Genomic DNA, 22742 nt, shown 5'->3' with positions numbered 1-22742 from the left:
CCGGTCGCGCCGGTCACAAGCGGGCCATGACGCCCGATTGGATCACCTCGCCCGACCTTGTCGATTACGACACCGCCCTCACAGAGATGGAGGCGCGCGTGCACGGCATCCTGTCAGGCAAGGCGAACGAAGCGCTCTGGCTGCTGGAACATCCGCCCCTTTATACTGCGGGAACCTCTGCCGATCCCGCCGATCTGAAAGACCCCGACCGCTTTCCGGTGCACGAGGCGCGGCGCGGCGGGCAATACACCTATCACGGACCGGGTCAGCGCGTGGTCTACTGCATGCTCAACGTCGGTCAGCGCGGCCACGATGTGCGCGCCTTTGTGCAGTCGCTGGAGGCTTGGGTCATCGCCGCCCTGGCGGAATTCGGCGTGCGCGGTGAAATCCGCCAGGGCCGTGTTGGCGTCTGGGTCGCACGCCCCGACAAGCCCCCCCTGCCCGACGGCACCCCGCGCGAAGACAAGATCGCCGCCATCGGCATCCGTCTGCGCCGCTGGGTGTCGTTTCACGGAATTTCCATCAACGTGGATCCTGACCTGACCCACTTTGACGGCATTGTGCCCTGCGGGATCAGCGGCCATGGCGTGACCTCGCTGGTCGACCTGGGGCTGCCGGTCACCATGGGCGACCTCGATGATGCGCTGAAACGCACCGCCCCCTGGTAGGGGTGCGCAAGATGGCCAACGGGCGCGATCCCTGATCGCGCCCTCAGGGGGGCAAGCCCCCCGCAGCCGGTTCAGTTCTGCGCAGGCAGCGCGAAAGTCGGCAGCGCGGCCGGGATCGCGGTCGCGTCTTTCGTCACCACACCCGCCTGGTCCGCAGACCCCAAAGCGGCCCAGACCAGAAGTTCGGTCCGACCGGCCTGATTGGGGCCAAACACCGGCTCCGCCCCGTCCGACAGCGCATCGATGGCCGAGGTGAACCACGCGCGTGCCAGATCAGGGCGCTTGGCCGTGCCGAAACCTTCCTGCAGGTGATGCCCCACCAGTTCTGCATGCGGGGCGGAACCCATGGCAACCAGCAACAGGGCTGAGCCCAGGGCCACGTCCATGTTGTCGGTCGCCTATCCTGCCGACAGGCAAAGCGTCGCGGTCGTGCGCAACTGATCCGGGGTCATCCCAGTCGAGAGCGCAAACCCAGAGACATTCTGCATCACCTCTGACTCGGGCATGGCCGACACTGCCGTCAACTGCGCCGCCATGGCCGGCCCGAAGGCCGCACATTGCGCCTGAACCATTTCCGAGGTGGTGCCCGAAATGGCCGCGATCATCTGCTCGCCCGTGTCGATGGCAAAGTTTCGGGCCAGGCAGAACTGCTCGGCCAGGGCCACCGTCGGATCCCCGCCCGCGGCCAGGCTGGCAAAGCCACCACGGCTGGCGGTCAACAAGTTGACCTTTCCGCAATGGCTGCTGAGCGTTGCCTTGGTCACAGGTGCCGCCCCAAACGTCGGCAGCGCGGGGGCCATAGCCACCAGGGTCGTGCCCCCGCCATTCGCCTCTGGCACCGGCGCAGCGGGTTGAACCGCGGCCGCTGTCGTCCCACCGGTTTCTGCCAGACGGCAGGAACTGCCAAAGCAACTGAACGTCGCCGCCGTCGGAGAATGCGCCAGCAGGTCATTGCGCGCATAGCCCTGCGGCGTCGAGACGAAGACCATCGTCTTGCACTGCTCGGTCCCGCACCAGAACGACGACCCCGAATAGGATGTGTCCAGGATGTAGTCGTTGGTCCCGTCCCCGTTCAGGTCGGCGAGCTGTACAAACCCTGCCCGCTGCAGCAACTGTTCCGGGCTTGGATCGCTGCTGGCCGCGATCTCGTCCACGGCACGGCTGACCTCCAGCGGCAGCCCCGGATACCCCGTGGTGCGCGCACCCGCCTGGCGAACCGGGGCCCCGGTCATCAGGTCGTATTGCGCCTTCAACGCCGCGCGCGCACCCAACGTCGAGGTCGAAATCAGGCGCAACGTATCGGGGTTCCCCGCCAGGGCGCGATTATGCGCGGCCAGCAAGACGTCTTTTTCGAACGTGGTCAGCCGACCATCGGGCGGCAGAGCCAGAAACCCCTCCATCGAAGAGATGGCCGCGCGGGATCGACGCCCCAGCACCCCGTCGGCACCACCTGCATCGAAACCGAAGTAGTTGAGCGCCAGTTGCACCTCCCGGTTTTCCTGCCGCTGAGAGCTGCTGATCGACGGGCCGCTGGTCGTGCGCCGGACGGTGGTCGTCGACCGCCGGGGTCGTGACCGGTTCTGATTGACGATGGCGCTGCCGATGAGTCCCCCGACAGGGCCAGCGGCAAAATCGCGACTGTCGGCCCAAGACGAAACCGGCATGGCGACAGCAAGTGCGACAATCGCGGACCCAAGACACTTTAACTGCATTTTTCCACCCCCAAATGAAACGGGGTCGGCCAACGAAGGGAATCGGCCTGTAACCAAGAAAAATCCACAAGAGCGCGGTCCCTTCAATTCCCGTCCTTGCCCCGCAAATCAGCGGCAGGGGATCCGCTGCCCCCTGCCCTGCGTCGTTTTTTCCCGCCCGTGTCCGGGTGCTTGCCGTTGCTCCGCCCGGGCGCGATGGGTAGAAGGCCCGAGACAGACAACCGTTCTGCCCGTAAGGATTCCCTCCTCCGGGTCGCACAGGACGCCTAACTACGGGAGCGACCGCATGGCCGACGCCGCCATTCCGGGACACGATCACCACGAGAAGCCCGGCTTCTTTACGCGGTGGTTCATGTCCACCAACCACAAAGACATCGGGATTCTTTACCTGTTCGTCTCGGGCCTTGCCGGGTTCATCTCGGTCGCCTTCACCGTCTACATGCGGATGGAGCTTATGGATCCGGGCGTGCAGTACATGTGCCTGGAAGGCGCGCGCCTGCTGCCCGCCGCAGCCGGTGAATGTACGCCGAACGGGCACCTCTGGAACGTGCTGATCACGGGCCACGGCATCCTGATGATGTTCTTCGTTGTGATCCCCGCGCTCTTTGGTGGATTTGGCAACTATTTCATGCCCTTGCACATCGGTGCGCCGGACATGGCCTTCCCGCGCCTCAACAACCTGTCGTTCTGGTTGTTCGTTGCGGGCACCTCGCTGGCCGTGCTGTCGGTCCTGGTGCCGGGCGGCAACGGTCAGAACGGGTCGGGCATCGGCTGGGTTCTTTATCCGCCGCTCTCGACCTCCGAGGCGGGCATGTCCACGGACATCGCCATCTTCGCGGTTCACGTGTCTGGTGCCTCGTCCATCCTGGGCGCGATCAACATCATCACCACATTCCTCAATATGCGCGCGCCGGGCATGACCCTGCACAAGGTGCCGCTGTTTGCCTGGTCGATCTTCGTGACCGCCTGGCTGATCCTTCTGGCGCTGCCGGTCCTGGCCGGTGCGATCACCATGCTGCTGACGGACCGGAACTTCGGGACGACCTTCTTTGACCCCGCCGGTGGCGGCGACCCCGTCCTCTACCAGCACATCCTGTGGTTCTTCGGTCACCCCGAGGTCTACATCGTGGTTCTGCCCGCCTTCGGCATCGTGTCGCACATCGTCTCGACCTTCTCCAAGAAGCCGATCTTCGGTTACCTGCCGATGGTCTATGCAATGGTTGCAATCGGGGGTCTGGGCTTCGTCGTCTGGGCGCACCACATGTACACCGTGGGCATGTCGCTGACGCAGCAGGCCTACTTCATGGTTGCGACGATGATCATCGCCGTGCCGACAGGGGTGAAGATCTTCTCCTGGATCGCGACGATGTGGGGCGGATCGATCACCTTCAAGACGCCGATGCTGTTTGCGATCGGGTTCATCTTCCTGTTCACCGTGGGTGGCGTGACCGGCATCGTTCTGTCGCAGGCAGGCATCGACCGCGCCTATCACGACACCTACTATGTGGTGGCGCACTTCCATTACGTGATGTCGCTGGGGGCCGTGTTCGGGATCTTTGCGGGCATCTACTACTGGATCGGCAAGATGTCGGGTCGTCAGTATCCGGAATGGGCAGGCAAGCTGCACTTCTGGGCGTTCTTCATCGGCGCGAACCTGACGTTCTTCCCGCAGCACTTCCTGGGTCGCCAGGGCATGCCGCGCCGCTACATCGACTACCCGGAGGCGTTCTCGCTCTGGAACGAGGTATCGAGCTGGGGCGCGTTCCTGTCCTTTGCATCGTTCCTCTTCTTCATCGGCGTTGTGTTCTACACGATCTTTGCCGGCAAGAAGATCAAGGAAGAGGCCTACTGGGGCGAGCATGCCGACACGTTGGAGTGGACGCTGCCCAACCCTCCGCCGGAGCACACCTTCGAGCAGCTGCCGACCCGCGACATGTGGGACAAGCAGCCGGGACACTGATGCCGATTACGGTCATCACCGACACGACAGAGGCCCCGGCAAAGTCCGGGGCCTCTGCACATGTGCGCCTCGCCCTGGAGCTGCGGCCCCATCAGTCGTTGTCGCCCGGCGGGTTCGTCATAATGATTGGCGCGACCTTCGGCATGCTGATGATCCCGCTTGTCGGTCTTGTCGGGACCGCCGCGCTTTGGGGGGTTCTGCCTTTCGTGATGGGGGCGCTCGCGCTTCTGTGGTTTGGTCTCAAACGCAGCTGGCGCGACCGCGACATCCTTGAGCGGTTCGAGATGACGTCCGACACGGCGACCCTGACCCGCCGCGATCCCGACGGATCGGAACGCGATTGGGCGGCCAACCCCTATTGGGTCCGGGTAGAACGGCACGACAAGGTTGGCGTCATCGAAGATTACCTGACCCTGTCGGGCGGCCCGCGCGAGGTCGAAATCGGGGCCTTCCTGACGCCCGACGAACGCCGCGCCCTGGAACAGCGTCTGCGCCACGCCCTGCGGCGGATCAGGGCCTGATCCTTTCGTGTCTCGGGTCCTCAGGCACCTCCGGAGGTGGAGAATGGCTAAGGTCGTTCCCGCCCGCGGGACCACAAGGCGTGCGAACCGGATCAGACTGTCTCAGCCGCCGACGTCCATCCGCGCCACGCCGCTGGTCTTGAGAACGGCCCAGACTTGGCGACCGGGCACCAGGCCCAATTCCGCCACCGCCTGCAGCGTGACCCGCGAAAGCAGTGCGCCGCCCCCTGCCTCCAGCCGCAACATTGCGCCCGGCCCGCCGCCCCTGTGAACCGATGCGATCGTGACCGGCAGGACGTTGCGCGCCGACAGCCCCGTGGGCGCGGCGGTCGCGATCAAGACGTCTTCGGCACGGATGCGGATACGAACCGAGGTGCCTGCGACCGCTTGCACCCCCGCCACCCGCAAGACACCCAGCGGGGTTTCCACCGCCGCCAGCCCATCCGCCTGCCCGGCCACACGCCCTTCGACCATGGCCCCGGCCTGGGACGGGCCCAGCATGGCCGCCACCTCAGGATCCGCCAGCAGATCGCCCACGGCCCCCGCCCGCGTCACACGCCCATCCCGCATCAGGACAAGTGTCGTGGCCAGGCGCGCGACTTCTTCGATTGCGTGCGAGATGTAAAGGATCGGCACCCCGCCGTCCCGTACCCGTTCCAGATAGGGCAGGATCGCCCCCCGCAACCGAGCGTCCAGCGCGGCCAAGGGTTCGTCCAGGATCAACAGGCGCGGGTGCCGCAACAGGGCGCGGCCGATGGCGACACGCGCGGCCTCTCCTCCGGACAAGCCCGCAGGTCGGCGGGGCAACAGGGCCGTGATATCCAGCATCTCGGCCACCGCGCCGGGGTCGGTCCCCCGCGCCGCGCCGTACACCAAGTTTCCCCGTACATCCAAATGCGGGAACAGTCGCGGTTCCTGAAAGACGTAGCCGATGCCGCGCCGATGCACCGGGACTGACGTACCGGTGTCGAACAGAACCTCTCCGCCCAGGGCGATCCGTCCGGTGTCCGGCACCACCAATCCCGCGACACAGCGCGCCAAAGTGGTCTTGCCCGCACCCGACGGCCCGAACAACGCGGTCACGCCGGGGCCCGCCTGCAATGCAACGTCCAACGTGAAATCGCCCGCGCGCCGTGTGATCGACAATTCCAGCATCAGCGCCCCGCCACGCGCGCGGCGACCCGCGGAGCCAGCCAGTTCGACACCAGCACCGCGCCTATTGCAACGGCCACGGCGATCAGGACCAGCCCGCGCAAGGGCGCGTCGGCACCCGGAACCTGAAGGAAGGCATAGATGGCCGACGGCAAGGTGCGCGTCTCGCCAGGGATCGAGGCCACGAAGGTGATCGTCGCACCAAATTCGCCAAACGCCTTGGCAAAGCCCAGCGTCATACCCGCCAGGATGCCCGGCGCGATCAATGGCAGCGTCACCGTCACCCAGACCCGCGCGGGGGACGCACCCAGCGTTGCGGCGGCCTCCTCCAACTTCGGGTCGACCGCCTCTATGGCCAGACGGATCGCGCGCACCATCAGCGGAAATCCCATGACCGCCGCCGCCAGCGCCGCTCCGGTCCAGCGAAAGGCGAGGCCCAGGCCCAGCGGCTCCAACAGCGCCCCGACCGGCCCCGTGCGCGAAAACAGCAACAGCAGCGCATAGCCCGTCACCACGGGCGGCAGGACCAAAGGCAGATGGACGACCGCATCCAGCAATCCCCTGCCCCGGAACCGCCCTCGCGCCAGCACATGGGCCACCCACAGCGCCAAAGGCAGGCTAAGCAAGGTGGCCACGGTCGACACGCGCAGCGACAGGCGCAAAGCGTCCCAGGCTTCGGGGGGCAGGTCGATCATGCGGCAGGGACCGGGTCAAAGCCGTGACGCACAAACACCGGAGTGGCGGCGCGCAGATGCGCCAGAAAGGCCCCGGCCTGTGGTGAGGCACCCCGGACGATGGCGGCAGGATAGATGATGGGCTGATGCGTATTGGTCGGGACCGCCGCGACCTCGACCGCGCCCGTGCCTCGAACGTCGGACCGGTATACAAGCCCCAGATCCACGTCGCCACGCGCCACATAGGCCAGCGCCGCGCGCACGTTTTCGGCCAGGATGGCCCGGCGACGCAAATCGGACCAGAGGCCGAGGGTTTCCAAGGCCTGCTGACCATATCGCCCCGCAGGGACCGATATCGGATCCCCCATGGCGAACCGGCCCGCGGGCCCCAGGCGCGCGGCGATACCCGCACCAGTCAGCGTCAGCGCCGCAGCCCCCGGAGGGCCCGCCAGAACCAACCGATTGCCCGCGACGGCCTGAACCGACCCGGCAAGCGCGCCTTGTCCCCCCAACCAATCCATCCAGTCCGTGGCCGCCAGCACGACCAGATCCGCCGGTGCCCCCGATGCCACCTGCCGCGCGACCGTGCCCGAACCGCCGTAGGACAGGGCCACCGGCCCGTCCCAATCCGTCGCGATCTCGTCCAGGGCTGGCTTGAGGCTGGCGGCGGCAAAGACGGACAACGGGGCGACCTGCGCCCTGCCCGGCCCCGCAAACAGCGCCGCCCCCGCGCCCAGAACGGCCCGTCGCGTCAGGTCAAATCGGATGGGTCTGGCCATCAAACGTCTCGAAACAGCCGCTGGTGCTTTGATCAAGCCTTTCGAACCGGTCCCACAGGCCACGCGCCGCATCCTCGGCACCGACTGCGGCGGCGCTGCCCCCCATATCGGTGCGCACCCATCCCGGATGGTAGATCCCCACGGCGATCCCTTCGGACCTGAGCGCGCTGGCCAGGTTGAGCCCAAGGTTGAGGGCCGCCGCCTTGGACACGCGGTAGGCCATGGTGCGGCCCGTGGCCTGGGTCGACGACCCCATCTGCGATGAAATGATCGCGATCCGCCCCCCTCGCGACAGGTTGGCAAGCTGTGCCTGCACCGTCAGGAAAACACCCGTGACGTTGACGTCCAGCGTCTGGCGCAAATCCTCCACAGACAGGTCGCGCACCCCCGCGTCCCGGTCCAGCAGAACGCCCGCATTGCACACCAGCAGGTCGATGGCCCCAACCGCGCCTGCCGCGCGCGCCTGCGCGGCGGGGTCGGTCACCTCCAGCTGAATCCCGTCGCCTGATCGCACGGTGCCAAGAACCTCATGCCCCCGCCCCCGGCCTTCGGCCATAAGGGCGGCACCGATCCCGCGCCCGGCACCCGTGATCAGGGCGCGCATCAGTTTGCCTTTTGCTTGGGCAGGAACGGCAAGGGCGCAACGGGAATGCCGTCTTCGATCAGGGCCTTTGCCTCGGTCGCATTGGCTTCGCCCCAGATTGGCTTGTCGCCGCCCGTCTCATGGATGGCGCGTGCCTCTTCGGCGAACCGATTGCCGACATAGGTCGCCTCGGCCTCGACCTTGGCGCGCAGGGCGGCGATTTTCCTTTCGACCTCGGTGACGGGTGCCGATAGCGGTTTGGCCTGGACCTTGGGGGCCATCAACGCCTTTTCGACCTCGGTAGAGCCGCAGGTCGCGCAGGACACCAGACCGCGCGCAGACAACGTGTCGAAGGCGTCGGCGGACTGGAACCAGCTTTCAAAGCCATGGCCGTCCTTGCAGCGGAGGGAGTAGCGGATCATCAGCGCGTCCTTCAGGGTCGCACCCAATCTAAACCCTTTCCGCGCCTTCGCAACGGGGGTTGAAGCCGATCCGCCCACCGCTACCCTTGCCCCATGCTTCGCACGCTCGCCCTGACCCTCGCCCTTGCCACCCCGTCCGCCGCCTTTGAGTTCGAAGCGTTGGAGGGGGGCGTGCACGATCTGGACGCCTGGCGTGGCCGCGCGGTGCTGGTGGTGAACACGGCCTCTCTTTGTGCCTTTACCGATCAATACGCGGGCCTGCAGACCCTGCAGGATCGGTATGGCGACCGGGGTCTGACCGTGCTGGCCGTCCCCTCCGACAGCTTCGCGCAGGAGTTGGAGGACGAAGACGCGGTGGCCGAATTCTGCGAGGTGTCCTATGGGCTGACCTTGCCGATGACCACAATCACCCCGGTGACGGGACCGGACGCGCACCCCTTCTATGGTTGGCTGGCCGAACAGGGCGCAGTCCCTCGGTGGAACTTTTCCAAGGCCCTTCTGGACCCCGAGGGAACCCTGGTCACGTTCGAAGGCAGTCATGTTGCCCCGCTCGGCCGCCGCATGATCCGCGCCATCGAAGCGGTCCTGCCGGAGTGACGCTGCAAGGCCCGTTGTTCCTCGGCTCCGAGATCTATCGCGGGTCGAGCTACGGCAAATGGCACCCCCTGCGCGTGCCCCGCGTGTCGACCGTCATGGACCTTGCCCGCGTCCTGGGCTGGCTGCCGCCCGACCGATTCCGCGTGTCCCCCCGCGCAAAGCCCGCGGCCCTGACCGCTTGGCACACGCCCGCCTATGTCGCGGCCCTCGTCCGCGCCGAGACAGAGGGCCAGGTGGATGCCCCCACACGCGACCGTCACGGGCTGGGCACGGTTTCCAACCCGATCTACCCAGAGGTCTATCGCCGCCCGGCCACCGGGGCGGGTGCATCCTTGCTGGCCGGCGAATTGCTGGCGGATGGGGGCGTGATCCACAATCCGGGCGGGGGCACGCATCACGGGATGCCGGATCGGGCCTCGGGATTTTGCTATCTCAATGACGCGGTGTTGGGCATCCTGTCGCTGCGCCGGGCTGGCGCGCAACGCGTGGCATATGTCGATATCGACGCCCATCACATGGACGGGGTGGAATACGCGTTCCGGGACGATCCCGACGTCCTGCTGATCTCTACCCATGAAGAACGGCGTTGGCCCTTTACCGGGCTGCTGACAGACGCGGGCATCGGCCAGACCTTCAACCTGCCACTGCCGCGCGGGTTGAACGATACGGAATTCGCGCAGGCCCGGGACCGGCTGATCCGCCCTGCGGTAGAGGCATTCGCACCCGATGCACTGGTGCTGCAATGCGGGGCCGATGCGGTTGACGAAGACCCGCTGTCCCGCCTGTCCCTGTCGAACAATGCCCATTGGGACGTGCTGCGCGCCCTTCTGCCGCTGGCCTCGCGTATTCTGGTGCTGGGCGGTGGTGGCTATAACCCCTGGTCGGTCGGGCGCCTCTGGGCCGGGAACTGGGCAATCGCCTCGGGGCAGGAAATCCCGGATCGTCTGCCATCAGAGGCCGAGGCCGTTCTGCGCGCAATCCGGTTTGACGGAAACTCTCGCGGGCGCAACCCGCCCGACCACCTGTTTACCACGCTGCGCGACGCGCCCCGCAACGGGCCTATCCGTCCGCAAGTGGCGGAGGGGGTCGATCAACTGGCCACGCGGATCGGCGCGATGCCGGGCCGCATGGTGTGAGGTCTGGTCCAATCTGGCCGGCGGATCGCCGGGCGGTCCGTCGGACCGGGGCTCTGCCCCGGACCCCGGAGGTATTTTTGCCGAGAAGAAACCAGGGCGCGCGTTAACCTTAATGGCGGGTGAACGCGCGCGCGAAGGTCAGAGGTGGCGGCATTCCGGCACGGGCGTCCTGACCGTCCCGTCCGAGAGCCATTGGGTCAGGTTCTCGACCACGAGGTCGCCCATCGCCTGCCGCGTCTCGACGGTGGCCGATGCGACGTGCGGCGTGAGCACGACGTTGTCCATGGTCTTCAACCCGTCAGAGATCTTCGGCTCTTCCTCGAAGACATCCAGGCCTGCCCCCGCGATGGTCCCGTTCGACAGCGCCTCGACCAAGGCGGCCTCGTCCACGACGGAGCCGCGCGCGACGTTGAAGAACAGACCCTCAGGGCCGAGCGCGCTCAAAACCTCTGCGTTGACCATATGCTTCGTCGAGGCCCCGCCCGGTGTGATCGCGACCAGCACCTCGACCGCAGAGGCGCAGGCCACCGCGCTGTCGTGGTAGGTATAGGGCACGTCCTTGGGGCTGCGGGTGTGGTAGTGGATCTCGGCCCCGAAGGCGGCGCAGCGGTCGGCGATGGTCTGGCCGATCCGGCCCAGGCCCAGGATGCCCACACGGCGGTTCTGCACCGAATGCGTCAACGGGAACGCGCCCTCCTGCTCCCACGCGCCAGAGCGGGCGTGGGCGTCGGCGGCCAGCAAGCTGCGGGACACGGCGAGCCACAGCATCACGAAGGTATTGGCCACCTCGTCATTCAGAACATCGGGCGTATGGCAGACCTTGACCCCGCGCGTCGCCATCGCATTGGTGTCGATGTTGTCGTAGCCGACGCCATAGCTGCTGACGACCTTCAGGTCGCTCAGTGCCACGGCCACATCTTCGGGCACGCCGTAATGGCCATCGGTCAGGACAGCCTGGATGTCCGGCCCGTGTTCCATGAGGAATGCGCCGCGATCCTCCTGCTCGAACAAAAGGTCGATATCGAAATGCGGCACCAAGGCGTCACGCATCCGGTCGGTGATCGTGCCGATCTGCAGCAATCTTGGCTTAGGCATCTTCTGTCACTTCCTGGCGCTGACGGCCGAGGCCCTCTATTTCCAACTCCATCACGTCGCCCGCCTTCAGAAAGACCGGCTCCGGCTTCATGCCCATGCCGACGCCCGGCGGTGTGCCGGTCGAAATCACGTCGCCGGGGTGCAGGGTCATCAACTGGCTGAGGTGGCTGATGATCTGGGCCACGGTGAAGATCATCGTCGATGTGTTCCCGGTCTGCATCCGCTTGCCGTTCACGTCCAGCGACATGGCCAGGTTCTGCGGGTCGCCCACCTCATCGCGGGTGACCAGCCAGGGGCCGGTTGGCCCGAAGGTGTCGCATCCCTTGCCCTTGGTCCACTGACCCGTCAATTCCAACTGAAAACTGCGCTCGGAGACGTCGTTGACGACGCAGTAGCCGGCAACGTGATCCAGTGCCTCGGCCTCGGTGACGTATTTGCAGGCAGTGCCGATGACGACGCCCAGCTCCACCTCCCAGTCGGATTTCTGCGACCCACGCGGCAGGCTGACGATGTCATCGGGCCCAACCACGGCAGAGGTCGCCTTGTGGAACAGGATGGGATGCTCCGGGATGGCCATCCCTGCCTCGGCGGCGTGGTCGGAGTAGTTGAGGCCGATGCACAGGAACTTGCCGATCTGGCCCACGCAGGGACCAAAGCGGACCGGGCGGTCGACCTTGGGCAGGCTCATCGGATCGAGCGTGCGCAGCGTGTCGAGCGTCAGGTCAGACAGGGTGGATCCGGCGATATCCTCGACCTGCGCGGACAAATCACGCAGGTCGCCGTTGTGGTCGATCAGGCCGGGCTTCTCGGCCCCCGGCTCTCCAAAGCGGACGAGCTTCATGCTGTAACTCCCTGTAATTCAGTGATTGTCGCGCGGCAGGCCCTTGCCCGCCACGTTGCGATAGGCATCGGCCCCGCGCAGGGTCATGCCCTTGGACAGCGGCTCGACCCGGTCGCGGAAGATTTCCTGCCAGGGGGTCTGGCTTTCGGGGGTAAAGGGGCGCGGTGGCAGGGCCTGACGGCGTTCAGCCAAGGTGGCCTCTTCCACCAGCATGTCGGCGGTGCCCTTTGCCAGATCGATGCGCAGGCGGTCGCCGGTCTGCACCAGCGCCAGCCCGCCCCCGGCCGCCGCCTCGGGCGAGGCGTTCAGGATCGAAGGAGAGCCGGAGGTGCCGGATTGGCGCCCGTCACCGATGCAAGGCAGCGCGTGGATCCCCTTTTTCAAAAGGTATGACGGCGGGCGCATGTTCACGACCTCTGCCGCGCCGGGGTAGCCGATGGGCCCGGCACCGCGCATGATGAGAATGCAATGTTCATCGATATCAAGGGTTTCGTCGTCGATCTTCGCGTGAAAATCCTCGGGCCCGTCGAACACGATGGCGCGCCCTTCGAAGGCCTCTGGATCGTCGGGGTTGGACAGGTAGCGGTCCCGGAATTCCTTGGAGATGACGGAGGTTTTCATGATCGCGCTGTCGAACAGGTTGCCCTTGAGGTTCAGGAAACCGGCGGCCTGCAACATCGGCTCGGTGATCGGTTTGATCACGTCGGGCAGCTCCGAGGTTTTGCCCTCGCAGTTCTCGCCCATGGTCTTGCCGTTTGCAGTCATCGCACCCGGATGCGGCAGCATCCCGGCCGCGATCAGTTGACCGGTGACGGCGGGGACGCCGCCTGCGTGGTAGTAATCCTCGCCCAGGTACTTGCCCGCCGGTTGCAGGTTGGTCAGCAGCGGAATGTCATGGCCGAGCGCCTGCCAGTCGTCATTGTCGAGCGGCACACCCATGTGCCGCGCGATGCCGTTCAGGTGGATCGGCGCGTTGGTGGACCCCCCGATCGCAGAGTTGATAACGATAGCGTTTTCAAAGGCTTCGCGGGTCATGATGTCGGACGGCTTCAGGTCCTCATGGACCATTTCGACGATGCGCTGACCAGTGTGATAGCTGATGTGACCGCGCTGGCGATACGGGGCCGGGATCGCGGCGGAACCGGGCAGCTGCATGCCAAGCGCTTCGGCCAGCGAGTTCATCGTCGTGGCGGTGCCCATCGTGTTGCAGTAACCGACCGAAGGCGTTGAAGACGCTACGATATCCATGAAACCATCGTCGTCGATCTCGCCTGCGGCGTGCATCTCGCGGGCCTTCCAGACGATGGTGCCGGACCCGGTGCGTTCACCCTTGAACCAACCGTTCAGCATCGGGCCGACGGACAGGGCGATGGCGGGGATATTGACGGTGGCGGCGGCCATCAAAAGCGCGGGCGTGGTCTTGTCGCACCCGATCATTAGGACAACGCCATCAAGGGGATAGCCGTAAAGCGTCTCGGACAGCGACAGGTAGGCCAGGTTGCGGTCCAGCGACGCGGTCGGGCGCTTGCCGGTTTCCTGGATCGGGTGAACCGGCACCTGCATCGGCACACCACCGGCGGCGATGATGCCGTCGCGCACGCGTTTTTCCAGCTCCAGATGGTGGCGATTACAGGGGCTTAGGTCAGATCCGGTCTGGGCGATTGCGATGATCGGCTTGTCGGACTGAAGCTCTTCTCGGGTGATCCCGTAGTTCAGATACCGCTCCAGGTAGAGGGCGGTCATCTCGCGGTTGTCGGGGTTGTTGAACCATTGGCGGGAGCGGAGCTTGGTCATGCCGGATTGGGCCTTTTTCACGTTATGGGGGAAACCGCAGCAGCGGTATTCACGGTTTGGGGGAAATTACTGGCCCGACCAGCCGCCATCAATGATGTGCGGATGGCCGGTGGTGAACGCGCTTTCGTCAGAGGCGAGATAGGTGGCGAGGGCTGCGATTTCGGTGGCCTTCGCGACGCGCCCCATGGGTTGGCGGGCGACGAACTGCTTCATCGCTTCTTCCTGGCTGCCGAGTTGTTCGCCAAGGGCGCGCACGCGGTCGTGCCAGGACGGAGATTCAACGGTGCCCGGACAGATCGCGTTACAGCGGATGCCCTGTTTGATGTAATCGATGGCCACCGATTTCGTGATGCCGATCACCGCGGCCTTGGTCGCACCATAGACGAAGCGGTTCGGCCCCCCGATGATCGAGCCGAGCGCGGAGGACATGTTGATGATCGACCCGCCCCCCTGTTCCAGCATGATCGGCAGCGCGGCCTGGATCGTGCGCAGCATGGACCGGACGTTGAGGTCGAATCCGAAATCCCAATCGGCATCGGTCGTGTCGAGGATGGTGCCGTGGTGGACGAACCCGGCGCAGTTGAACAACACGTTGGGTTGCGCGCGCGCGATGCCCTTTGCCACGCTGGCATCGTCGCGGACGTCGAGCGCATGGGTTTCGCAGTCCAGCCCCGTCAGCAGATCGGCGTTCACGTCGGTGGCGAAAACCTCGGCCCCTTCGGCGATGAACATCTCGGCGGTGGCACGGCCGATGCCCTGGCCCGCGGCGGTGATCAGCGCGCGCTTGCCCTTCAATCTGTCTGTCATGACGTCCTCCCAGTCCTTGCAATTCGGCGTAGCGGGTTCCTAGTGTCAGCGCAAACACTGGAGAGCGTCATGACCAAACTCACCCTGCTCGGCACCGGCCTGATGGGCGCGCCGATGGCCCGCAACCTGATCGCGGCGGGCCACGACGTCACCGTCTGGAACCGGTCGCTGGACAAGGCGCGTGCGATTGACGGGGCCGTGGTCGCGGAAACGCCGGTGGACGCGGTACGCGGCGCGCCGATCGTGATTTCCATGCTGTCGGACGGGCCCGCGTCGGACGCGGTGCAGGTCGCGGCCATGGATGCCTTTGCCGAAGGCGCGGTCTGGGTCGAGATGGGGTCGATCAAACCGGAAGAGGCGCGCGCCCATGCCGCGCGATTTGCCGAGGGCGGGTTCGGGTACGTCGATGCGCCGGTATCGGGCGGCACCAAGGGGGCCGAGGGCGCCACCCTGGCGATCATGGCGGGCGGCGAGGCTGCGACCTTTGCCGCGGTCGAAAGCGTGTTGGCGAACCTGGGACGGCCCGTGCACGTGGGGCCCGTCGGCGCAGGACAATTGGCGAAGCTGGCCAACCAGGCGATCGTCGCCTGCACCATCGGTGCCGTGGCCGAAGCGATGCTGCTGCTGGAGGCGGGCGGGGCCGACCCGGGCGCGGTGCGCCGCGCGCTGAAGGGCGGGTTCGCCGACAGCGTCATCCTGCAACAGCACGGCGCGCGCATGAGCGAGCGGAATTTCGTGCCCGGCGGGCTGACCAAGTTCCAGATCAAGGACCTGGACAACGTGCTGGGCGAGGCCGCGGGCCTGGGACTGGAATTGCCGACGGTAACGGCGGTGAATGACCGGTTCAAACATCTGCGTGACGCCATGGATGGCGGCGACATGGACCATTCCGCCCTGTTCCTGGAACTGTTGGCGCGCAACGGGCGCACCTAGGTCAGGTTTCGGTTTTGGTGGTCGCGTACCGCCTGCCGCAGGGCATCTTCGTTTCCCGACAGGGCGGCGTCGAGAATCGCCTGATGTTCGCGGATGATCGGGTTGAAATAGCCCGGCGTGAAATCGGTCGCGGCGACCATCTGCTGGCGGAACTGCTTGTAGACGGCGTCAAAGGTTTCGATCAGCGGCGGGATTCGGCATTCGCTGATCAGGGTCTGATGAAAGGTCTGCTCGGCCTCGGACCAGAGCGCGACAAACGGCTCGGCAGAGGGGGCGCGGGCGATTTGCGTCTCGATATGGCTGAGACTGTGGTGGGCTGCGGCCAGCCTCGCCTCCCAGGCGAGGCCGCCATTGCGCATGGAGGCAACGGCCCCTTCCTGTTCCAGCACGATGCGAAACCGACAAATGTCGTGCAACCGCGCCTTGGACGCGTGACGGGCCCGGAATCCCCTCTGGATTTCGAACTCCACCAGGCCGACTTTGGACAGCTGTAGCAGGACATCGCGCACCGTGTTGGCAGAGCAGCCATATTCGTGCTGAAGTGTCGAAGGCTTCAGCTTCGAACCCGGCTCAAAGGCGGCAGTCATGAGCTTATGCTGTAGATCCTCATAGATATCAGGGGTTTCTATGCGTCCCTCTTTCATTGTGCCGTCCTCCCGAATTTTGATATTCACCTAAAATTCCGCCCTGTCCAGAAATTTCACTTTTTTGTTTGCGCGCCGAAGAATCCTCGTTAGGGTTCGGCCATGCCCTCTCGGAGGAGGCCCTGAAACGGGTTCTGGGGGGTAGGGAACACAGGGAGAGACCTCATGAAAACGCTCACGTTGGCGGCATTTGCCGCCGCGACCACCGCGCTGACTGCACCTGTCGCCATGGCGGACGGCCATGCCACGACCACGCTGCGCATCCAGACGCACTATGCCCCGGAAACCGAATCCGGCCGCCTTGCACAGGACTTCTTCGACAAGGTCGAGTTGATGTCCAACGGCGAGATCAACATCGAGGCGTTCTTCTCGTCCTCCGTCGTGAAATCGGTCGAAACCTTCGACGCCGCGGCCACGGGCATCCTGGACTGCGACATGACCGGTGGTGGCTACCAGACCGGCAAGAACCCCGCGTTCCAGTTCGTCGGCGACATCATGGGCGGCTATGACACCCCCTATCAGCAGCTGTCGTGGCTGTATTACGGTGACGGCCTGGCCGCCGCGCAGGAACTGTACAACGCCTATGACATGCAGCTGATCGGCTGGTGGGTTTACGGCCAGGAGAGCTTTGCCTCGACCAAGCCGATCGCCGGCATCGGTGACCTGAAGGATTGGAAATTCCGTTCGCCCCCGGGCATGGAAACCAAGATCTTTGAAAAGCTGGGCGCCACGCCCATCGTGATGGACTTCACCGAGATCTTCACCGCGCTGGAAACCGGCATCATCGACGGCGCCGACGCCTCGGGCCTGGCCAACAACGTGGGCCTGGGTCTGTATGACATCGCCAAGTTCGCCAACTTCCCCGGCTTCCACTCGATGCCGTCGGATCACCTGGCGTGCAACAAGGCCGTCTGGGACGGCATGCCCGAGCATCACCGCGCGATCATGTCGACCGCGATGGAAAGCCTCGCGCTGCAGACCGCGCTGACCTTCGAGAAGAAGAACGCCGAAGCCGCCGCTCAGCTGCGCGCCGATGGTGTGACCCTTTCGCAGTGGGGTGCCGAGGACATGGCTGAGTTCCGTGCCGCCGCTCAGGCAACCTGGCCCGAGTTCGCGACCACGCCCGAAGCCGAGGCCCTGGTCGAGAGCCACCTGACCTACCTGCGTCAGCTGGGCCTCGTGTCCGAGTGATCTGACCTACTGGCGACGGCTTTCGGGCCGTCGCCACCTTTTGGGCGGCCCGATTCGGGTTGCCCCCTTTTTTTCGCGCGACAGTACGGAGAGCCACGATGGCTGACACGCCCTCCCCGACCCCGGTCGAGACCATCGGCGATGCCGGGCCCGTGGTCTACAAGCCCACACCGATCGAGTGGATCGTCCCGATCCTTTTTGCCGGCTGCTTTGCCTGGATGACCTGGAACGGACCTGCGTTTCTGATGACGTTCCGCGAGGCCGGCCCTGCGGTTGACGCGCTCGCGCGACGCTACGGTGAAATCAACATTTTCGACTGGCTTTCGGTCGTGGGCACCATCGGGTTCCTGATCCTGGGCATCAAGACGGTCCGCCGCGCCCCCTCCGAATGGGAGGATTGGGGCCTGTTCGACCGGATCTCGGTCTTCATCGGTCGGGTCACCATGCTGCTGATCCTGACGCTGGTCTGCGTGATGGTCTACGAAGTCGTGCTGCGCTACGTGTTCGAGCGCCCGACGCTTTGGGCCAACGAGATGTCGCTTTGGCTGGCCGGGTTCGTTTTCGTGCTGTCGGGTCTTTATGCCATGCAGCAACGCAGCCACATCCGCATCTTCCTGCTGTATGACGTGATGCCGCGCTGGATGCAGCGGACCTGCGACGTGATTTCGACCGCGCTGATCGTCGTCTTTTCCTTTGCGCTGTTCTACGGCGGATTTGGCGAAGCCTATGCGAAATTCATGCGGTGGGAGACGTTCGGCACCGCCTTCGACCCGCCGATCCCGGCGACGCTGAAGCCGACGATCCTGATCATCGTCACGCTCGTGGCCGTGCAGGCCATCGCAAACCTGATCCGCGACTGGAACCTGGAACCGGTGGTGCATTCCGCCGCCGACGACATTGACCAGGAAGAGCTGGAGCGACTGCGCCGTCAGGTTGCAGAAGACTGATTTACCGCCGGGCCACCTGCCCGGCGCGTCATAAGGACAGACCCCGAAACGGGGCACCTTCGGAGGGGACAATGGACGTCGGAACAATCTCGCTGGTCTTGCTGATCGCGCTGATGCTGCTGCTTGCGATTGGCATGCCGTTGGGGATGGCCTCGGCCGTGCTCGCCGTGCTCGTGCTGGTCATGAAATTTGAGCCGAACCTGCTGACGGCACCCTGGGAGTTCGGGGAGGGCATCCTGACCGGACGCTTCGGCTCTGGGCCGCTGAACATCCTGGCACAGAAGATATACGGGCTTTTGACGGACTATGTCCTGATCTCCATCCCGCTGTTCATCTTCATGGCCGCCTTGCTGGAACGGTCCGGCATCGCAAAGGACATGTATACCTCGCTGAACGTCTGGATGAACCGGATGCGCGGCGGGATCGCGGTCGTGACCTCGATCATGGCCGTCATCATGGCGGCGATGTCGGGGATCATCGGCGGCGAAGTCGTCCTGCTGGGCCTGATCGCCCTGCCGCAGATGCTGCGCCTTGGCTATGACCAGAACCTGGCCATCGGCACCATCTGTGCCTCGGGCAGCCTGGGCACGATGATCCCGCCGTCGATCGTGCTGATCATCTTTGGCCTGATCACCGAAACCTCGATCAAGGCGCTGTTCACGGCGGCCTTTGTGCCCGGTTTCATGCTGGCCAGCTTCATCATCATCTACATCATCGTGCGCACGCAGATGAACCCGGCCCTGGCCCCCCTGCCCGAGCCGAAGCCCGGAGAGCCTGAAACAGGCGAAAAGGCGATGCTGTTCGGCGCGTTCCTGTCGATCCTGGTCGCCGGTTTTTCGGCCGCCCTGTTCGTGCGGGCGCTGTTCTTCACCGTCACGGGCCAGAACGCGGTGATCGAAAACGTCGATCCCATCAGCCTGGGCCAACCGCATCACGTCTGGGTCTTTGGCATCGCCTTTGTCGTGGCCATGGCGTTGATCTACCTGGTGTTCAAACCGTCCCGGGCGAAAACCGGCTGGGCCATGGGCAAGGGCCTGGTGGCGCCCATCGTCGTGATCGGCGTGGTCATGGGGTCCATCTACGGCGGCATCTCGGGCATCACCGAGGCGGCCGGCATGGGCGTGGTTGCGGTGTTCCTCATCTCTCTGTTCCGGGGCGAAGCCTCGGTGGAGCTGGTCTGGGACAGCCTGATGCGGACGCTGAAATCGACGGGCACCATCATCTGGGTGACCATCGGCGCGGCGACGTTGGCCGGGGCCTATACCATCGCGGGTGGGCCCACCTATGTGGCCAACATCATCACCAGTGCGGATTTGCCAACCATGGGCATTCTGCTGGTCATGATGCTGATCCTGCTGATCATGGGTGCCTTCATGGACTGGGTCGGCATCGTGCTGCTGATCATCCCGGTGTTCCTGCCCATCGTGCAGCGTCTGCCCATCGAAGAGATCGGCCTGCTGGGTCACGTGGAGCCGAAGAACCTGGCGGTCTGGTTCGGGGTGTTGTTCTGCATGAACATGCAGGTCAGTTTCCTGTCGCCGCCCTTTGGGCCCGCCGCCTTCTACCTGAAGTCGGTCTGCCCGCCGCATATCTCGCTGACGGACATCTTCCGCGGGTTCCTGCCGTTCATCTGCATCCAGATCCTCGCGTTGTCGGTGTTGCTGATCTATCCGCCGATCATCGAAGTTCTGCTAGACTAGCCTTGTGGGGCGGGGAAACCCGCCCCACCGCAAACCGGGAGGGGGCAGCGATGGCATTGACGAAGACCCAGGTCGAGACGTTCCATCGCCGCGGCTACCTTGTGGTCAAGGACGTGCTGTCCCCCGACCGTCGCGCCACCGTCATGGCGGAATATGACGGGCTGCTCGACACGCTTTGCCCCCGTTGGGGGATCCCGCGGACCGGGAACTTCTTTGCGGATCTTCGCGCCGCGCATCTGGCCGGAGTGGACTGGTTCCAACCTCTCGATATTTCGCTGCCCGGTGAGGAAATCACCGCAGCCACACCGTTTCACGCAGGCCCCGCCGTTTTCGACATGATGACCGACCCGGCGTTGCTGGATGTGGTCGAAGGGATCGTGGGCCCGGAAATCACCTCTACCCCCATTCAACACGTCCGCATCAAACCGCCCGCGCGGCAATTGGCCCCCGGTGAGGCGCGCGCGCATGTGGGCGGGACGGCCTGGCATCAGGATCGCGGCGTGGCCCACGCCGAGGCCGACGAAACCACGATGGTCACCGTCTGGATCGCGATGACCGACGCGACCGAGGAAAACGGCTGTCTGATCGTGCAGCCATTCGATGGCCCGCAGGGGATGCTGCCGCACTGCCCGCTTCGCCAGACGGCCATCCCCGACAGCTTTCTCGACGCGGATCGCGCGGTGGCGCTGCCTGTGAAGGCGGGGGACATTCTGCTGCTGCACCCGATGATCCCGCATGCCTCGCTCGACAACACGACAGAGGGGTTTCGCTGGTCCTTTGACCTGAGGTATCAAACCACGGGGCAGCCCACGGGCCGCGCGCATTTTCCCGATTTCATCGCCCGCTCTGCCGATCGCAGCAAGGAGCTGCGGGACGCACGCGCATGGCGCGAAAGCTGGGTCGCGGCACGCATCGCCTGTGCCGGGGGCCCGCATGTTCCGATCCACCGCTGGACCTCTGCCAGCCCGAATTGCGCCTGAGCCGACATCCGATCCGGCCCCGTCGCCCGAACCACCTGCGCGGAGCCACAGCAACGCGCCCCTCTGACCTGAGACCTGAATGACTGATTTCGTCCGCCTCGACCCCAGCGACAACGTCGTGACCGCCATCCGCGCCCTGCCGGCAGCCCACGTCATAGAAAACACTGTGACCACCGGCCTTGTCCCGTCGGGGCACAAGATCGCGACGGCTGCCATCGCACCGGGCGCGCCGATCCTGAAATACGGTCAGATCATCGGCTACGCCTCGGCGCAGATCGCGCCGGGCGACCATGTCCATACACAGAACTGCGCCTTTGCCGCCACCGATGTGGAGTATGAATTCGGAACCGACCTGCGGCCCGTGGCGCCCGCGACAGGCGACACATTCCTGGGCTATCGGCGGGAAAACGGCTCGGTGGGAACGCGGAACTACGTGGCGATTGTCACATCGGTCAATTGCTCTGCCACTGCCGCGCGCCGCATCGCCGACGCCTTCGGCCCCGAGGAACTGGCCGCCTATCCCAACGTCGACGGCGTCGTGGCCTTTGTCCACGGCACCGGGTGTGGCATGGCGTCTGATGGCGACGGGTTCGAGGCGTTGCAGCGTGTCATGTGGGGCTATGCCAAGCACCCCAACCATGCCGCCGTGTTGATGGTCGGCCTGGGGTGCGAGATGAACCAGATCGACTGGCTGCTGGAGGCCTGGGACCTCAAGCAGGGACCGACGTTTCAGACGATGAACATCCAGAACGTGGCCGGCCTGCGCCGCACCATCGAGATGGGCGTCGAAAAGGTGCGCGCCATGCTGCCGATTGCCAATCAGGCGGTCCGCACGCCCTGCCCTGCCTCGGCGTTGAAGGTCGCGCTGCAATGCGGCGGGTCGGACGCCTGGTCAGGTGTCACCGCGAACCCGGCTCTGGGCCATGCCTGCGACTTGCTGGTGGCGCAGGGCGGCACCGGCGTCCTGGCGGAAACGCCTGAAATTTACGGGGCCGAACATCTGCTGACGCGCCGCGCCGCCACGCGCGAGGTGGGCGACCGTCTGATCGGGCTGATCGACTGGTGGAAGGATTACACCGAACGCAACCACGGCTCGATGGACAACAACCCCTCGCCCGGCAACAAGAAGGGTGGCCTGACCACAATCCTGGAAAAATCGCTGGGCGCCGCCGCCAAGGGCGGGACCAGCCCGCTGACCGGCGTTTACAAATACGCAGAGCAGGTGCGCGCCGCGGGGTTCACCTTCATGGACAGCCCCGGCTACGATCCGGCCTCGGTCACGGGCCAGATCGCGGGTGGCTGTCAGCTGGTCTGCTTTACGACCGGGCGCGGCTCTGCGTTCGGGTCCAAACCGGCACCGACGATCAAGGTGGCGACCAACGCGACGCTTTACGGGCGGATGACCGAAGACATGGACGTGAACGCGGGCGAGATCCTGGAAGGCCGGACCACCGTGGAACAGAAAGGTCGCGAGATCTATGAGCTGTTCCTGCGGGTCGCCTCGGGCGAGGTGTCCAAGTCAGAGGCGCAGGGATTGGGCGACTACGAGTTCGTGCCCTGGCAAATCGGAGCCGTGATGTGAGCGAGATCATGACGTTCGAGGTGT

23 protein-coding genes are annotated in these 22742 nt (G+C 65.2%); 11 read left to right on the top strand and 12 right to left on the bottom strand.

Features of this window, described 5'->3' with window-relative positions; translation table 11 throughout:
• Positions 1 to 26 precede the first annotated feature (26 nt).
• Positions 27 to 668 (top strand): lipoyl(octanoyl) transferase LipB, encoded by a 642-nt coding sequence (lipB, locus tag K3551_RS11100; protein ID WP_259913199.1) that lies wholly within the window; start codon positions 27 to 29, stop codon positions 666 to 668.
• 71 nt (positions 669 to 739) lie between these two features.
• Here lipB and K3551_RS11095 read toward each other — a convergent pair whose 3' ends face one another.
• Entirely contained in the window at positions 740 to 1054 is a 315-nt protein-coding gene (locus K3551_RS11095; protein ID WP_259913198.1) for a hypothetical protein, read from the bottom strand.
• Between the two features lie 12 nt (positions 1055 to 1066).
• Complete coding sequence (locus K3551_RS11090) at positions 1067 to 2155, bottom strand: peptidoglycan-binding domain-containing protein (protein ID WP_259913197.1); 1089 nt, start codon at positions 2153 to 2155, stop codon at positions 1067 to 1069.
• A 511-nt stretch (positions 2156 to 2666) separates the two neighbouring features.
• On the opposite strand from K3551_RS11090, the gene ctaD reads away from it, so the two are divergent.
• Together ctaD and K3551_RS11080 are read left to right on the top strand one after the other, a co-directional pair.
• Positions 2667 to 4340, top strand: a complete 1674-nt coding sequence (gene ctaD, locus K3551_RS11085; RefSeq protein ID WP_259913196.1) for a cytochrome c oxidase subunit I — start codon at positions 2667 to 2669, stop codon at positions 4338 to 4340.
• Positions 4340 to 4861 carry a DUF2244 domain-containing protein gene (locus K3551_RS11080; RefSeq protein ID WP_259913195.1) on the top strand — a complete coding sequence of 174 codons (522 nt, stop codon included), beginning with the start codon at positions 4340 to 4342 and terminating at the stop codon, positions 4859 to 4861. The genes ctaD and K3551_RS11080 overlap by 1 nt, the downstream gene beginning before the upstream one ends.
• 102 nt (positions 4862 to 4963) lie before the next feature.
• Here the strand turns inward: K3551_RS11080 and modC are convergent, their stop codons facing one another.
• From modC to K3551_RS11055, 5 genes are read right to left on the bottom strand one after another with little or no spacing between them, the layout of a single operon-like run.
• Positions 4964 to 6016, bottom strand: coding sequence for a molybdenum ABC transporter ATP-binding protein (gene modC, locus K3551_RS11075; protein WP_311199726.1), 1053 nt, complete (start codon positions 6014 to 6016; stop codon positions 4964 to 4966).
• Positions 6016 to 6708 carry a molybdate ABC transporter permease subunit gene (modB, locus tag K3551_RS11070; RefSeq protein ID WP_259913193.1) on the bottom strand — a complete coding sequence of 231 codons (693 nt, stop codon included), beginning with the start codon at positions 6706 to 6708 and terminating at the stop codon, positions 6016 to 6018. Before modB ends, modC begins: the two co-directional genes overlap by 1 nt.
• Positions 6705 to 7466: a molybdate ABC transporter substrate-binding protein gene (gene modA, locus K3551_RS11065; protein WP_259913192.1), complete on the bottom strand. Its 762-nt coding sequence runs from the start codon at positions 7464 to 7466 to the stop codon at positions 6705 to 6707. Before modA ends, modB begins: the two co-directional genes overlap by 4 nt.
• Positions 7444 to 8070: an SDR family NAD(P)-dependent oxidoreductase gene (locus K3551_RS11060; protein WP_259913191.1), complete on the bottom strand. Its 627-nt coding sequence runs from the start codon at positions 8068 to 8070 to the stop codon at positions 7444 to 7446. The genes modA and K3551_RS11060 overlap by 23 nt, the downstream gene beginning before the upstream one ends.
• The gene (locus K3551_RS11055) at positions 8070 to 8471 is read right to left on the bottom strand and encodes a DUF1178 family protein (protein WP_259913190.1); all 402 of its coding nucleotides are present in this window, start codon (positions 8469 to 8471) and stop codon (positions 8070 to 8072) included. Before K3551_RS11055 ends, K3551_RS11060 begins: the two co-directional genes overlap by 1 nt.
• A 93-nt stretch (positions 8472 to 8564) precedes the next feature.
• On the opposite strand from K3551_RS11055, the gene K3551_RS11050 reads away from it, so the two are divergent.
• The gene (locus tag K3551_RS11050) at positions 8565 to 9068 is read left to right on the top strand and encodes a glutathione peroxidase (RefSeq protein WP_259913189.1); all 504 of its coding nucleotides are present in this window, start codon (positions 8565 to 8567) and stop codon (positions 9066 to 9068) included.
• The gene (locus K3551_RS11045; RefSeq protein ID WP_409197372.1) at positions 9065 to 10204 is read left to right on the top strand and encodes an acetoin utilization protein AcuC; all 1140 of its coding nucleotides are present in this window, start codon (positions 9065 to 9067) and stop codon (positions 10202 to 10204) included. Before K3551_RS11050 ends, K3551_RS11045 begins: the two co-directional genes overlap by 4 nt.
• A 138-nt stretch (positions 10205 to 10342) precedes the next feature.
• On the opposite strand, the gene K3551_RS11040 is transcribed toward K3551_RS11045, so the two are convergent.
• The 4 genes from K3551_RS11040 to K3551_RS11025 form a co-directional block, all read right to left on the bottom strand.
• Complete coding sequence (locus tag K3551_RS11040) at positions 10343 to 11299, bottom strand: 2-hydroxyacid dehydrogenase (protein WP_259913188.1); 957 nt, start codon at positions 11297 to 11299, stop codon at positions 10343 to 10345.
• Positions 11292 to 12140, bottom strand: a complete 849-nt coding sequence (locus K3551_RS11035; RefSeq protein ID WP_259913187.1) for a fumarylacetoacetate hydrolase family protein — start codon at positions 12138 to 12140, stop codon at positions 11292 to 11294. The genes K3551_RS11040 and K3551_RS11035 overlap by 8 nt, the downstream gene beginning before the upstream one ends.
• 18 nt (positions 12141 to 12158) lie before the next feature.
• Complete coding sequence (locus tag K3551_RS11030) at positions 12159 to 13934, bottom strand: IlvD/Edd family dehydratase (RefSeq protein ID WP_259913185.1); 1776 nt, start codon at positions 13932 to 13934, stop codon at positions 12159 to 12161.
• Between the two features lie 66 nt (positions 13935 to 14000).
• The gene (locus K3551_RS11025; protein ID WP_259913184.1) at positions 14001 to 14741 is read right to left on the bottom strand and encodes an SDR family oxidoreductase; all 741 of its coding nucleotides are present in this window, start codon (positions 14739 to 14741) and stop codon (positions 14001 to 14003) included.
• A gap of 69 nt (positions 14742 to 14810) precedes the next feature.
• On the opposite strand from K3551_RS11025, the gene K3551_RS11020 reads away from it, so the two are divergent.
• Positions 14811 to 15674: an NAD(P)-dependent oxidoreductase gene (locus K3551_RS11020; RefSeq protein ID WP_259913183.1), complete on the top strand. Its 864-nt coding sequence runs from the start codon at positions 14811 to 14813 to the stop codon at positions 15672 to 15674.
• Here K3551_RS11020 and K3551_RS11015 read toward each other — a convergent pair.
• On the bottom strand, positions 15671 to 16261 hold the full coding sequence (locus K3551_RS11015) for a GntR family transcriptional regulator (RefSeq protein ID WP_259913182.1): 591 nt from the start codon (positions 16259 to 16261) through the stop codon (positions 15671 to 15673). The genes K3551_RS11020 and K3551_RS11015 overlap by 4 nt on opposite strands.
• A 222-nt stretch (positions 16262 to 16483) precedes the next feature.
• Between K3551_RS11015 and K3551_RS11010 the strand changes: the two genes are divergently transcribed.
• From K3551_RS11010 to K3551_RS10990, 5 genes are all read left to right on the top strand, one after another.
• Complete coding sequence (locus K3551_RS11010; protein ID WP_409197371.1) at positions 16484 to 17509, top strand: TRAP transporter substrate-binding protein; 1026 nt, start codon at positions 16484 to 16486, stop codon at positions 17507 to 17509.
• 98 nt (positions 17510 to 17607) lie between these two features.
• Positions 17608 to 18456 (top strand): TRAP transporter small permease subunit, encoded by an 849-nt coding sequence (locus K3551_RS11005; RefSeq protein WP_259913181.1) that lies wholly within the window; start codon positions 17608 to 17610, stop codon positions 18454 to 18456.
• A 71-nt stretch (positions 18457 to 18527) separates the two neighbouring features.
• The gene (locus tag K3551_RS11000) at positions 18528 to 20156 is read left to right on the top strand and encodes a TRAP transporter large permease subunit (protein ID WP_259913178.1); all 1629 of its coding nucleotides are present in this window, start codon (positions 18528 to 18530) and stop codon (positions 20154 to 20156) included.
• 50 nt (positions 20157 to 20206) lie between these two features.
• Positions 20207 to 21136, top strand: a complete 930-nt coding sequence (locus K3551_RS10995) for a phytanoyl-CoA dioxygenase family protein (RefSeq protein WP_259913176.1) — start codon at positions 20207 to 20209, stop codon at positions 21134 to 21136.
• Between the two features lie 79 nt (positions 21137 to 21215).
• On the top strand, positions 21216 to 22718 hold the full coding sequence (locus tag K3551_RS10990; RefSeq protein ID WP_259913174.1) for a UxaA family hydrolase: 1503 nt from the start codon (positions 21216 to 21218) through the stop codon (positions 22716 to 22718).
• The last annotated feature ends 24 nt before the right edge of the window (positions 22719 to 22742 follow it).

This window comes from Jannaschia sp. M317 (assembly GCF_025141175.1).
Classification (GTDB): Bacteria; Pseudomonadota; Alphaproteobacteria; order Rhodobacterales; family Rhodobacteraceae; genus Jannaschia.
This window is presented reverse-complemented; position numbering and strand designations above follow the sequence as displayed.

Coding starts and splice junctions, on each gene's coding strand:
- lipB (WP_259913199.1), top strand. CDS start 27: ATGACGCCCGATTGGATCACCTCGCCCGACCTTGTCGATTACGACACC.
- K3551_RS11095 (WP_259913198.1), bottom strand. CDS start 1,054: ATGGACGTGGCCCTGGGCTCAGCCCTGTTGCTGGTTGCCATGGGTTCC.
- ctaD (WP_259913196.1), top strand. CDS start 2,667: ATGGCCGACGCCGCCATTCCGGGACACGATCACCACGAGAAGCCCGGC.
- K3551_RS11080 (WP_259913195.1), top strand. CDS start 4,340: ATGCCGATTACGGTCATCACCGACACGACAGAGGCCCCGGCAAAGTCC.
- modC (WP_311199726.1), bottom strand. CDS start 6,016: ATGCTGGAATTGTCGATCACACGGCGCGCGGGCGATTTCACGTTGGAC.
- modB (WP_259913193.1), bottom strand. CDS start 6,708: ATGATCGACCTGCCCCCCGAAGCCTGGGACGCTTTGCGCCTGTCGCTG.
- modA (WP_259913192.1), bottom strand. CDS start 7,466: ATGGCCAGACCCATCCGATTTGACCTGACGCGACGGGCCGTTCTGGGC.
- K3551_RS11060 (WP_259913191.1), bottom strand. CDS start 8,070: ATGCGCGCCCTGATCACGGGTGCCGGGCGCGGGATCGGTGCCGCCCTT.
- K3551_RS11055 (WP_259913190.1), bottom strand. CDS start 8,471: ATGATCCGCTACTCCCTCCGCTGCAAGGACGGCCATGGCTTTGAAAGC.
- K3551_RS11050 (WP_259913189.1), top strand. CDS start 8,565: ATGCTTCGCACGCTCGCCCTGACCCTCGCCCTTGCCACCCCGTCCGCC.
- K3551_RS11040 (WP_259913188.1), bottom strand. CDS start 11,299: ATGCCTAAGCCAAGATTGCTGCAGATCGGCACGATCACCGACCGGATG.
- K3551_RS11035 (WP_259913187.1), bottom strand. CDS start 12,140: ATGAAGCTCGTCCGCTTTGGAGAGCCGGGGGCCGAGAAGCCCGGCCTG.
- K3551_RS11030 (WP_259913185.1), bottom strand. CDS start 13,934: ATGACCAAGCTCCGCTCCCGCCAATGGTTCAACAACCCCGACAACCGC.
- K3551_RS11025 (WP_259913184.1), bottom strand. CDS start 14,741: ATGACAGACAGATTGAAGGGCAAGCGCGCGCTGATCACCGCCGCGGGC.
- K3551_RS11020 (WP_259913183.1), top strand. CDS start 14,811: ATGACCAAACTCACCCTGCTCGGCACCGGCCTGATGGGCGCGCCGATG.
- K3551_RS11015 (WP_259913182.1), bottom strand. CDS start 16,261: ATGACTGCCGCCTTTGAGCCGGGTTCGAAGCTGAAGCCTTCGACACTT.
- K3551_RS11010 (WP_409197371.1), top strand. CDS start 16,484: ATGAAAACGCTCACGTTGGCGGCATTTGCCGCCGCGACCACCGCGCTG.
- K3551_RS11005 (WP_259913181.1), top strand. CDS start 17,608: ATGGCTGACACGCCCTCCCCGACCCCGGTCGAGACCATCGGCGATGCC.
- K3551_RS11000 (WP_259913178.1), top strand. CDS start 18,528: ATGGACGTCGGAACAATCTCGCTGGTCTTGCTGATCGCGCTGATGCTG.
- K3551_RS10995 (WP_259913176.1), top strand. CDS start 20,207: ATGGCATTGACGAAGACCCAGGTCGAGACGTTCCATCGCCGCGGCTAC.
- K3551_RS10990 (WP_259913174.1), top strand. CDS start 21,216: ATGACTGATTTCGTCCGCCTCGACCCCAGCGACAACGTCGTGACCGCC.